This window comes from Bifidobacterium sp. JNUCC 75 (genome assembly GCF_054819865.1).
On record NZ_JBTHIF010000001.1, the window covers coordinates 426,596 to 438,888 of the forward strand.

Here is a 12,293-nt window from a genome sequence, read left to right on the forward strand (position 1 = left end):
ACTATTAGTAGGAGAAGGCCGGGACGGCTGCCCCACGGTAGTAGCGGTTGATGGCGTCAGCCACATATCGGCTGTGGTAGGCGGAGACCAGAGCCTTGTAGGCGGGGTCGTTCTTGTCGGCCTGCCTGGCCACGATGATGTTGACATAGGGGTGATTGGCTGGCGATTTGAGATCGCCGGGCACCTGGTAAATGGCATCCTGGATCTTCATGCCGGCATCCAGGATGAAATTGGTGTTGGTGATGCCGGCCGCATAGTCGGGCAGAACCTTGACGATTCCCGGTGGGTCGACCTGGTCCAGGACCAGCCCACGCGGGTTGTCGACGATGTCTTCGGGAACCGGCGTGGTGGCCTTGGGGTCTCGCAACCCGATCAGTCCGGCGCTGGCAAGCACTTTCAGGGACCGGCCCAGGTCGATGGGATCGCTGGGAATGGCCAGCCGCTCGCCATGCCCTATCTGGTCGACGCTCCGGTACTTCTTTGAGTAAAGGTTGAGCGGTGAAATGTAGGTGTCGCCGATGGCGGCAAACCGATACCCGTGCTGCTTGGACTCCTGCTCCAGAAAGGCGTAGTGCTGGAAGGCATTCAGGTCGATCTCCCCATTGGCCAGCGCCTGATTGGCGTAGCGCCCATATTGGAAGGACCGGAGCTTGATTGTTATGCCTGCCCGGCGCTGGTCCAGCTCGTGCTGAACGGCCTTCCAGATTTCCTCATCGGCATCACCCACCAGGCCGATGCTGATCTCCCGCTGGCCACGTTCGGGCTGGTTGACCTTGACATAGGCCACGCCCATCAGGACGGCGACCACCAGGATGACGACCGAGACAGCCGCCAGCTCTCGCTTGGCCCTGGTTCTTCTGGTGCTCATATCCGTCCTCCTTCATTGCTGGAACCTATCGCATCAGGAAACCTTGAATGCCGGCAAGCAGGCGCCCTTGTAGACACGGACGATGGTGTCGGCTACGGGCTTGGAATGATAGGCGCGCACCACTGCGGCGTAGGTGGGGTTGTCCCGCTGATCCTTGGTGGTGACGATGATGTTGATGTAAGGCTTGTTGGCCGGGTTCTGCAGATCGTAGGGAACCTCGTGGATGGCATCGTGCACGCTGCGACCTGCATCGACCACAAAGTTGGCATTGGTGACACCACCTGCGTAGTCGGGCAGCAGATTAAGGATGCCGGCCGGATCCACCTGCTCAATGCTCAGATGCTTGGGGTTGTCCACCACATCCTCGGGCAGCGGGTTGGTGGCTTTGGGGTCGCGCAACCCGATCAGCTTGGCATCGGCCAGGACCTTCAGGGCACGGCCCATGTTGGTGGCGTTGTTGGGAATGGCTACTCGGTCGCCGTCCTGGAACTGCGAGGGCTTGTCATAGCGCTGTGAGTAGAGGTTCATGGGCGAGATATAGGTATTGCCAAGCACGGCCAGCTGATAGTGGTTGGTTTTCACATCGTCCTGCAGGTAGGCGTAATGCTGGGCGGCGTTGAAGTCCACCTCGCGGTTGGCCGTGGCCTGGTTGACGTAGATGGCGTCCTGGAAGGGCTTGAGCTCGATTCTGATGTGTTCACCCCGCCGATCCAGCTCTGTCTGGACGGCCTTCCAGATCTGATCGTCCGAACTGCCGATGACGCCGACCTTGACGACCTTGACATCGGCACCTACCTGGTTCAGACGGACATCGGTACCGACCACCAGCGCCAGCAGGAGGACGATGACCAGACTGAGCGCCGCCAGCTGGATCTTAGCTCTGTTCTTTTTGCCGACGCGACTACGACCGACCACGATAATCTGACCTTTCCCCGGTTGCTCAGTGTTCGACGACCTCGGCCAGAAGCCGGCCGAACAGTTCGATCAGGGCTATGAAGATGACCAGCACGATGATGGTGGCGATGGTCACGTCGTTCATGGATCGCTGGTAGCCCAGACGGATGGCAAAGTCACCTAGACCGCCGCCGCCCACGATGCCCACGGTGGCGGTCTCGCCCACCAAGCTGACGATGGTGATGGTGGTCACCCTGATGATTGAGGGGATGCCCTCACGCAGGTAGACGTGCCAGATGATCTGCCAGGTGGTCATGCCCATGGATTCCGCCGCCTCAACATACCCGGGGTCCAGACCGGCAAGGGCCGACTCGATCTGCCGGGAGAAGAAGGGAGTGATGCCTACAACCAGCGGGAAAATCGCCCCCTTGGGCCCGATGGCCGTACCCATGAGCATCCTGGTCACCGGCACCAGGGCCGCCGCCAGAATGATGAAGGGGATGGAGCGGAAGAGGTCGATCAGTTTGTCCAGGATGGTGAAGACCAGGCCGTTGTGGCGGATGCCGTCACGTCGGCTGATGATCAGCCCCACCCCGATGACCAGAGCAAACAGGAAGGAAATCACCCCGGAGACGCCGACCATGACCAGGGTCTGAACCATGCTGCTGAAGAACTCCGGCAGCCGGCTCATGACGTTGGGGAACCAGGTGGTAAGCAGGGACGTCATGACTTGAGAACCTCGATTCCGATGTTGCGAGAGCGCAGGTATTCCATGGCCTGGCGGATGTTTTCAGGGTCGCCGCCCATCCTGACCACCAGTCCGCCCAAGGGTGCCCCCTCCACCACATCGATGTCGCCGAAGATGATGTTGACGTCCAGGTTGTAGCGACGGCTGATGGTGGAGACCAGGGCCTCGGAGACCTCCTTGGAGACATAGGACATGCGCATGAGGATCTGTCCGGGTTCAAGGGCCACCAGAGGCGAATCGGCGGCCATCAGATCCTTGACCTTGTCCAGGTTGGAGGTGGTGGCAACGAAGGACTTGGTCAGCTGGGCCTTGGGGTCTGCAAAGACGTCGAAGACCCTGCCCTGCTCCACGATGACGCCCTTATCGATGACCGCCACCCGGTTGCAGATCTGCCTGATGACCGACATCTCGTGGGTGATCATGACCACAGTGATGCCCAGCTGGTCATGCAGATCACGCAGCAGTTGAAGGATGGAGCGCGTGGTGGTCGGATCCAATGCGCTGGTGGCCTCGTCGCTGAGCAGGATATCCGGCTCATTGGCCAGGGCTCGGGCGATAGCCACCCGCTGCTGTTGGCCGCCGGAGAGCTCAGCGGGATAATGGTCAGCCAGCTCGGTCAGTCCCACCAATTCCAGAAGCTCGGACACCCGGCCCCGTCGAGATGCACGGTCGCGGCCGTTCCCCCGCAGAGGAAGGCCCACATTATCGGCCACCGTCCTGGAGGGCATCAGGTTGAAGTGCTGGAAGATCATACCCGTACGACGTCTCAAGTCCCTCAACTCGGCCGGAGCCAGGTCCTTGACCTCGCGGCCGCGGACCTTGACGCTGCCCGAGTCATAATCCTCCAGCCCGTTGATGCAGCGGACCAAGGTGGACTTGCCCGCTCCGCTCAGGCCAATAATGCCAAAAATATCCCCAGTCTCGACGGTCAGATCGATGTCGGCCAGTGCCGTCTTGTCTTCGTCGTCGTCGCTGTGATAGGTCTTGGTCAGGTGCTCCATCCGCACCGCCGGTGTCCGCTCGCTCACGTTCCCGCCTTCCCTGGTCGACTGGATGACATGGTAATCGTCCCGGCGGCCAGTGGACAAGCAGGCCTCTATAGATGTCGTTTATAGGCATGTATCGATAATTCACCTGCTTGGTCTACGGGTCGGTGGCAGAATATGGGTATGAGCGCATCCGGTCAGCAGCGGATTATCAACACTATCAATCCTGGGGAGCGACCGTTCGGCTCTCCTCTGGGTCCAAGACCCACACGAGTCCTTCTCTTAGGGGCCGGCGAACTCGGCCGTGAGATTGCCATCAGCCTTATGCGGCTGGGAGCTTGGGTGGGTGCGGCGGACTCATATCCCGGCGCACCGGCCACCCAGGTGGCTCATGCCGGCTATCAGGTGAAGATGAGCGATCCGCAGGCCCTGGAGGACCTGATCGACAAGGTCCAGCCCGATTTGATCGTGCCTGAAGTGGAGGCCATTGCCACAGACCGCCTGGTCGGTGCCGCGGCCCGGGGCATCCAGGTGGTGCCTGCCGCCCCCCTGGCGGCCATGTGCATGGACCGCCGGGCTCTGCGCGTCTTCGCCCACGAGCAGGTGGGCCTGCCTACTACCCCCTACCGATTCGCCGACTCCCCCGAAGAACTGGCCAGCGCGGCGGACCAGGTGGGCTACCCATGCATGGTCAAACCCCTGATGAGCTCCTCCGGCCACGGGCAAACTCTGGTACGGAGCAGAGAGGGCTTGCCGCAAGCCTGGAATTCTGCGTTGACCCAGGGCCGGGCAGCCACCAAACATCAAGGCAAAGCCGAAGTCATCGTAGAGGCTCTGGCCCCCCTGGCCCATGAGCTGACCGTTCTGACCGTGGCTTCCTCTGCCGGCGTTGCCACCTGCACGCCCATAGGCCAACGGCAGGAGGACGGGGACTACCGGCTCTCCTGGCAACCGGCGGAGCTCAATCCCGACATCTTGCAGCAGGCTCGGACCATGGCCACCCGGCTGGTTGAGGCCATGACCTCCCTGGCCCGCCAAAGCGGCGAGACCGGTTGGGGTATTTACGGAGTGGAGATCTTTGTTCTGCGCGACGGTTCGCTGCTCTTCAACGAGGTAGCGCCGCGCCCCCACGACACCGGCATGGTGACCATGATCTCCCAGCGGCTGACCGAGTTCGATCTTCACGCCAGGGCTATTCTGGGCGTTCCAGTCCACCAGGAGGATCTGGCCCTGAGTCTGCCGGAGGGGACATGCGCGGTCAGCCGTCCCATCCTGGTCAAGGGCCAGGGACCGGTCAGCTTCCAAGGTTTGCCGCAGGCCCTGGATCACCCAGGCACTGATCTGCGCATCTTCTCCAAGCCGGAAGTGCATGGTCAGCGTCGCATGGGCGTAGTCCTGGCCCTGGGTCCTGACCTGCAGACCGCCACCGAACGTGCCGAAGCTGTGGTCAACGATCTGAAACCCCGGGTAGGCGCGGGGATGTAACCCGGGCTTGCTATGGTGGTCGTGTCCCAAGCAGTGCAGAAGTTTCCAATTCGCAACAAACTCGAGGAAGGCGAACAGTGGAAAAGTTGGGAATGCGCTATCAAGGCAAAGCCAAGAAACTGTACGAGACGGATGATCCAGACATACTCTGGGTTGAGTACACTGACCAGGCCACCGCGGGGAACGGGGCCAAGAAGGCCAATATCGAAGGCAAGGCCAGACTGAACAACAGAATCACCACGGTGATATTCTCCCTGTTGGCCCGCCGGGGCATACCCAGCCACTTCGTACGCAGCATCTCCGACACCGAACAGCTCAACCGTCGGCTGGACATGTTCCCCCTGGAGATTGTCATGCGCAACCGGGCCGCTGGCTCCTTCGCCCAACGGTACGGGGTTGCGGAAGGCACCGCCTTGAAGCAGCCTGTGCTGGAATTCTTCTACAAGTCCGATCCCCTGGATGATCCGTTTATCAACCGGGACGACATTCTGGCCCTGGGATTGGCCACTGAGCAGGATCTGGACATCATCGCTGCTAAGACCCGGGAGATCAACGGGGCGCTGACCGGCATCTTCCGCGCCATCAACGTGGAGCTGGTGGACTTCAAGATCGAAATGGGCAAGACCGGTTCGGGCATCATCCTTCTCGGCGACGAGATCACCCCCGACACCTGCAGGCTCTGGGCTATCAGCAACAATCATGACGGCCATGTCACCCACCTGGACAAGGACATCTTCCGCAGGGACCTGGGCAGCATCATTCCGGCTTATCAAACCATTCTGGATGGGCTCACCGAATTGGAGGAGCGCGAAAGCCAATCGAACAGCTGAATCGGTCGACCCGGAAGCGAGCATATCGCCTCCGGGTTTTTCATTGGTCCCCAACCAGTCCATCGCGAAAGGATCCATTGTGCTCTTCCGTGTCTATACCGAGAAAAAGCGTGGCTTCGACCAGGCCGCCGACAGGCTTGCCGAACAGCTGCGCACCCTGCCGGGCGTGCAAGGGCTGACCGGCCTGCGCATAATCAACCGTTACGATCTGGAGGGAATCGACGAAGACCTCTTCAAACGTTGTCTGCCCACGGTCTTCGCCCAGCCCCAGACCGATCTGGTGGCCACCCAACTGGAGCAGGCCCTGCGCATGAAGGGTGACGAGGACCTGCCGCCACTGGACTCCCCCATGCTCTTCGCCGTGGCCCCCCTGCCTGGTCAGTTCGATCAGCGAGCCGATTCCGCAGCCCAATGTGTTCAGCTGGTCGGCCAGGGCGCCCGCCCCCTGGTTGCCACGGCCACCGTCTACCTGCTACAAGGCGATTTGGATGCCGAGCAGATCAAAGCCGTCCGCAATTACCTGGTCAATCCGGTCGACTCACGGGTGGTGGGGCTGGAGCAGCCCAAGACCCTGGCCATGCCTGACGAGGATCCTGATCCAGTGCCCGTGTTGGACGGATTTCGCGATTTGGCCGATCCTGAACTCAAAGCGCTGATCGACAAGCTGGATCTGGCCATGGATCTGCCGGATGTCCGCTTCTGCCAGGACCACTACCGTCAGGAAAAGCGAGACCCCACGCTGACCGAGCTCAAAGTGATCGACACCTACTGGTCCGACCACTGCCGGCACACCACCTTCAATACCAAGCTGGAGCGAATTAAGGCGGACAATCCCCGAGCCCGCGCCACACTGGAACGTTACCGGGCAATCCGCGAAGAGCTGGGCCGCCAGGACCGGCCGGAATGCCTGATGGACATGGCCACCATCGGAGCCAAGTACCTGCAGAAGCGAGGCATCCTGAACGACGTGGACCAGTCCGAAGAGGTCAACGCCTGCACTATCCGGACCAAGGTCGACGTGGACGGCCAGGATCAGGACTGGCTCTTCCTCTTCAAAAATGAAACGCATAATCACCCCACCGAGATCGAGCCTTTCGGCGGTGCCGCCACCTGCATCGGCGGAGCCATCCGCGATCCTCTTTCCGGAAGAGGTTACGTCTACCAGGCCATGAGGGTCAGCGGGGCAGCGGATCCCCGTCAGCCCCTGGATCAGACTCTGCCGGGCAAGCTGCCCCAGAGCCGAATCGTCCGTCAGGCGGCCGATGGCTACTCCTCCTATGGCAACCAGATCGGGCTGGCCACCGGACAGGTTCGGGAGATCTACCACCCCGGCTATGCAGCCAAGCGGATGGAGGTGGGCGCAGTGGTGGCAGCCACCCCGGCCGACCATGTGATCCGCCGTCGGCCTGCACCCGGCGATCTGATCATCCTGGTGGGCGGAAGAACCGGCCGTGATGGTATCGGCGGTGCCACCGGAGCATCCAAGTCCCAGAACGAAGAGAGCCTGGAACGTTGCGGGGCCGAGGTGCAGAAGGGCGATGCCCCTGAAGAGCGCAAGCTTCAGCGCCTCTTCCGCCGCCCGGAGGCAGCCAGGCTGATTGAACGCTGCAACGACTTCGGAGCCGGCGGCGTCGCCGTGGCCGTAGGCGAGCTTGCCGACGGACTGAACGTGGACCTGGACCGGGTGCCGCTCAAGTACAAGGGGCTGGATGGAACCGAAATCGCCATCTCCGAGAGCCAGGAGCGCATGGCCGTGGCCCTGGCTGCCGAAGACGCGCCCGCCTTCATCGACTACGCCCGGCAGGAGGACCTCGAGGCCACCGTCATCGCCGAGGTCACCGAAGAACCCCGACTGCGGATGACTTGGCGATCAGAGACCATCGTGGACATCCCCCGATCCTTCCTGGCTTCCAACGGCGCCCCTCACGAGGCCGATGCCCAGGTAACGGTTCCTGCTCCCTACCATGCCCCATTCGAGGTCCAAGGCAGCCTGGACGCGCGCATGAGGGCCCTACTTGCTGACATCAACGTCTGCTCCCAGCAGGGTCTGGCCGAGCAGTTCGACTCCACCATCGGCGCAGGCACTGTCCTCATGCCCTTCGGCGGAGCCCGACAGCTGACTCCGGCCCAGGCCATGGTGGCCAAGCTGCCGGTGGATGGACACACCACCACCGCCTCGGCAATGGCCTGGGGATTCAACCCCTGGATCAGCAGCAAGGATCCCTACACCGGCGCCTACCTGGCCGTGGTCGAGAGCCTGGCCAAGCTGGTGGCCAGCGGCTTCAGCCGTTCCCGGGCCCACCTGAGCCTGCAGGAGTACTACCCCAAGCCCGGCGCCGACCCCCGGCGCTGGGGTCTGCCGGTGGCTGGCGTCCTGGGAGCCCTCCAGGCCCAGCTGGATCTTTCCGTGGGTGCCATAGGCGGCAAGGACTCCATGTCCGGCAGCTTCGAGGACCTGGACGTGCCTCCCACCCTGATCAGCTTTGCCGTGGCACTGGGGCGAGCCAAGGATGCGGTCTCTCCCGAGTTCAAGGCCCCGAACCGGCAGGTCTACCTTTTGACGCCCGAATATCAGGAGGACGGATTGCTGCCCGATCCGGAGAGTCTGAGGGCCGTCATGGACCAGGTGGAGGCGCTGATCAGCCAGGGCCTGGTGGATGCTGCAGCCACTCCGGGCTACGGATGCATCGCCCAGTCATTGATGGAGATGTGCCTGGGCAACAGAATCGGGCTGAATCTGGCATCAAACACTGCCATATCTGCGCTCTTCCGTCCTGCCTATGGGAGCTTCATCCTGGAGACCTCAGGCCCAGAGCCCCTGTTCATTCAGGATTCCGGTCTGCATTTGCAGCTGCTGGGGCGCACACGGGAGGATTACCGCCTCCGCTGTGGCAGTGAGGGTCTGGACCTGGCTGAGCTTGAGGAAATCCGTGCCAGGGGTCTGGAATCCATCTTCCCATACCGAGGTCAAGGCGACCCGGTGCCGACCATCGGCCGCACCGACCGTGAGCATGGCAGGCCAGTAACGCGTAGAACCAAAGGGACTGCCAAGACCGCCCGACCCAAGGTGGTTATGCCCGTCTTCCCCGGCACCAACTGCGAGTTCGACTCTGCACGGGCCTTCCGGGACGCTGGAGCCCAGGTGGAGACCGTGGTCATCCGCAACCTGAACGCCGAGGACGTAACCGAAAGTTCCCGCCGCCTGGCCCAGGCCATCCGCAGCAGCCAGATACTGATGCTACCCGGAGGCTTCTCCGGTGGCGACGAGCCCGATGGTTCGGCCAAACTGGTGGCATCCTTCCTGCGTTCGGACCAGGTCGCCGATGCCCTCCAAGAGCTTTTGCAGGACCGGGACGGGCTGGTTCTGGGCGTCTGCAACGGCTTCCAGGCGCTGATCAAGCTGGGTCTGGTCCCTTATGGCAAAATCGTCACTGGGTCGCCCGAAGATCCCACCCTGACCGCCAACACCATCGGCCGCCATCAGAGCCGTCTTGTCCATACTCGGATCAGCTCCACACGCTCCCCTTGGCTGAGCGCCTGCCGGGTGGGCGACATCCACACCATGCCCATCAGCCATGGCGAAGGGCGGTTCGTGGCCGAGCCTGGCCTCCTGCGTACCCTGATCGACCGGGGGCAGGTGGCCGCCCAGTATGTAGATGAGCAGGGCCGTCCCTCCATGGATCCGCTGGTCAACCCCAATGGATCCGACATGGCCATCGAGGCCATCACCAGTCCGGACGGCCGGGTGCTGGGCAAGATGGGCCACACGGAACGCAGCGGCCCCGACCTGTATCTCAACGTGCCCGGAGGCCGCCCGCAGCCGCTCTTCCAGTCGGGAGTGGACTACTTTGCCGCCTAGGGGAAAGGACATAGACCATGTCGTTGGAGCTTGAAGGCATTCACGAGGAGTGCGGTATCTTCGGAGTCTGGGGCCACCCCGATGCCGCCCGGCTGACCTACTTCGGCCTGCATGCCCTGCAGCACCGCGGCCAGGAGGGTGCCGGCATCGTTTCCAACGACCAGGGGCATCTGATCGGACGGCGGGGCCTGGGCCTACTGACTCAGGTCTTCCCGGACGAGTCCAGCCTGACGCCGCTGACCGGAGACAGGGCCATTGGCCATGTCCGCTACGCCACGACCGGCTCAGGGTCCATCGAGAACATCCAGCCCTTCGTCTTCCGCTTTCATGACGGGGACATAGCCCTGGCACACAACGGCAACCTGACCAACTGCGACAGCCTCAAGGCGGAGTTGGAGGATCAGGGGGCCATCTTCCACTCCAACTCCGACACCGAGGTGCTCATGCACCTGATCCGGCGCAGTCCTGAAAAGGACTTCATGGCAGCGCTCAAACAGGCCCTGCGCCAGGTTCATGGCGGCTTCGCCTACCTGCTCATGACCGAGGATGCCATGATTGGAGCCATGGATCCCAACGGGTTCCGTCCTCTCTCGTTGGGCCAGCTGCCAGGAGGGGCCTACGTCCTGGCTTCGGAAACCTGCGCACTGGATTTGGTCGGCGCCACGCTGGTGCGTGACATCGGCCCCGGCGAAATCGTACGGGTGGACGACTCGGGTTACAGCATCGAGCGCTATACCGATCAGACCTGCCTGTCCATCTGTTCCATGGAATTCATCTACTTCGCCAGACCCGACTCCAATATTTATGGGGTCAACGTCCACTCGGCCCGCAAGCGGATGGGTGCCAGGCTGGCCCGCGAAGCCCCGGTGGACGCCGATATGGTCATCGGAGTGCCCAATTCCTCCTTGTCCGCAGCCTCAGGCTATGCCGAGGCGGCCGGACTGCCCAACGAGATGGGGCTGATCAAGAACCAGTATGTGGCACGCACTTTCATCCAGCCCAGCCAGGCCATGCGCGAACAGGGTGTCAGGATGAAACTGGCCGCTGTACGAGGCGTCGTAGCCGGCAAACGGGTGGTGGTCATCGACGATTCCATAGTTCGAGGCACCACCTCGCGCAGAATCGTCCGTCTGCTTCGGGAGGCCGGAGCGAGCGAGGTGCACATGCGCATCGCCTCCCCGCCCCTGCGGTATCCCTGCTACTACGGCATCGACATCCAACGGACCTCCGAACTGATCGCCGCCAAGAAGTCCGTGGAGCAAATCAGGGAAGCCATCGGGGCCGACTCCCTGGCCTATCTGAGTCTGGACGGTCTGGTGGATTCCATCGGTCTGGGCCGTGACGCACCCTACCAGGGCCTTTGCGTAGCCTACTTCAACGGTGATTATCCCACGCGACTTGACGACTATGAGCAGGGTTTCCTGGCCTCGTTGACCCCAGAGGACCGGGCCCGACTGGAGGCCTCCAAGGGATCCTACGGGCTTGACATGCCTGCAGGGTCGGGGCAGAAAACATACCAATGAGCATTAGCGAAGAGCAGAACAGGCAGCGCAGAGAAAGGGGCATCCATGCCGAAGGCATATGAGCAGGCTGGGGTATCGGTGGAGGCCGGATATGAACTGATTGACAGGATCCGTTCCCACACGGCCAGAACCCATAGGCCGGGCGCCGGAGACATTGGCGGCTTCGGCGGCGACTTCGACCTGTCTGCGCTCAATTACCGCCATCCTGTTCTGGTTTCGGGCACTGACGGCGTGGGTACCAAGCTGATGGTGGCCAGGGAAGCCGGCCGCCATGACACCATCGGTCAGGACTGCGTGGCCATGTGCGTCAATGACATCATCGCCCAGGGGGCCGAACCGCTGATCTTCCTGGACTACATCGCCTGCGGACACAACGACCCGGCTCTGCTGGAGCAGGTGGTCAAGGGCGTGGCCGACGGCTGTGTCCAGGCCGGGGCCGCCCTAGTAGGCGGGGAGACCGCAGAGATGCCTGACATGTACCAGCCTGATGAATACGACCTGGCCGGATTCACCGTGGGTGTGGTCGAACGGGAGTCCCTGGTGGACGGTTCGGCCATCAAAGAAGGCGACCAGCTGATCGGCCTGCCCTCCTCAGGAGTCCACTCCAACGGATTCTCCCTGATTCGCCAGGCCCTGCTGGACCAGGGAGGCATGAAGCTGGAGGATCGGCCCTACCAGCTTGGCGGACGGACCCTGGGAGAGGAACTGCTGACACCCACCCGCATCTATGTCAAGGCCCTGCGTCCGCTCTTCGCCTCCGGCCTGCTCAGGGGCGCTGCACACATCACCGGAGGCGGCTTCGTGGAGAAGGTGCCCCGGATTCTGCCCGAGGGGCTGGCGGCCAGCTTCAACCTGAATGCCTGGAAGGTGCCGCCCATCTTTACGATGATCGAGGAGATGGGCAGGGTCGACCATCTGGAGATGTACAACATCTTCAACATGGGCATTGGAATGGTTCTGGTCGTCTCCCCTGACCAGCTGGACCAGGCACGCGCAGTCCTGGATGGGGAGCAGGAGTCCTACACCCTGATCGGACGGGTGACGCGTGCTCAAAACGGCCAGCAGGTCATTCTTAACGAAGACGGTCGTCAGTAATAGCG

Annotated in this window: 9 protein-coding genes; 5 read left to right on the top strand and 4 right to left on the bottom strand. The window is 62.3% G+C overall.

Annotated elements, in window-relative coordinates:
- Positions 1-4: 4 nt before the first annotated feature.
- The 4 genes from ACVWNW_RS01780 to ACVWNW_RS01795 are packed head-to-tail and all read right to left on the bottom strand — an operon-like array spanning position 5 to position 3,538.
- Positions 5-868 carry a MetQ/NlpA family ABC transporter substrate-binding protein gene (locus ACVWNW_RS01780; protein ID WP_110417419.1) on the bottom strand — a complete coding sequence of 288 codons (864 nt, stop codon included), beginning with the start codon at positions 866-868 and terminating at the stop codon, positions 5-7.
- Positions 869-901: 33 nt separating this feature from the next.
- Positions 902-1,783: a MetQ/NlpA family ABC transporter substrate-binding protein gene (locus tag ACVWNW_RS01785; RefSeq protein ID WP_454482680.1), complete on the bottom strand. Its 882-nt coding sequence runs from the start codon at positions 1,781-1,783 to the stop codon at positions 902-904.
- A 25-nt stretch (positions 1,784-1,808) separates the two neighbouring features.
- A complete protein-coding gene (locus ACVWNW_RS01790) occupies positions 1,809-2,489 on the bottom strand; it encodes a methionine ABC transporter permease (protein WP_045935580.1) in 681 nt (226 codons plus the stop codon).
- Positions 2,486-3,538 (bottom strand): methionine ABC transporter ATP-binding protein, encoded by a 1,053-nt coding sequence (locus ACVWNW_RS01795; RefSeq protein WP_454482682.1) that lies wholly within the window; start codon positions 3,536-3,538, stop codon positions 2,486-2,488. Before ACVWNW_RS01795 ends, ACVWNW_RS01790 begins: the two co-directional genes overlap by 4 nt.
- A 135-nt stretch (positions 3,539-3,673) precedes the next feature.
- Between ACVWNW_RS01795 and purT the strand changes: the two genes are divergently transcribed.
- From purT to purM, 5 genes are all read left to right on the top strand, one after another.
- Positions 3,674-4,981 (top strand): formate-dependent phosphoribosylglycinamide formyltransferase, encoded by a 1,308-nt coding sequence (gene purT / locus ACVWNW_RS01800; RefSeq protein ID WP_052733358.1) that lies wholly within the window; start codon positions 3,674-3,676, stop codon positions 4,979-4,981.
- A gap of 77 nt (positions 4,982-5,058) precedes the next feature.
- Positions 5,059-5,811, top strand: a complete 753-nt coding sequence (purC, locus tag ACVWNW_RS01805) for a phosphoribosylaminoimidazolesuccinocarboxamide synthase (RefSeq protein WP_046323160.1) — start codon at positions 5,059-5,061, stop codon at positions 5,809-5,811.
- Positions 5,812-5,890: 79 nt separating this feature from the next.
- Positions 5,891-9,670 (top strand): phosphoribosylformylglycinamidine synthase, encoded by a 3,780-nt coding sequence (locus ACVWNW_RS01810; RefSeq protein WP_454482685.1) that lies wholly within the window; start codon positions 5,891-5,893, stop codon positions 9,668-9,670.
- 17 nt (positions 9,671-9,687) lie between these two features.
- Positions 9,688-11,193, top strand: coding sequence for an amidophosphoribosyltransferase (purF, locus tag ACVWNW_RS01815; protein WP_454482687.1), 1,506 nt, complete (start codon positions 9,688-9,690; stop codon positions 11,191-11,193).
- 45 nt (positions 11,194-11,238) lie between these two features.
- Entirely contained in the window at positions 11,239-12,288 is a 1,050-nt protein-coding gene (purM, locus tag ACVWNW_RS01820) for a phosphoribosylformylglycinamidine cyclo-ligase (RefSeq protein WP_454482689.1), read from the top strand.
- The last annotated feature ends 5 nt before the right edge of the window (positions 12,289-12,293 follow it).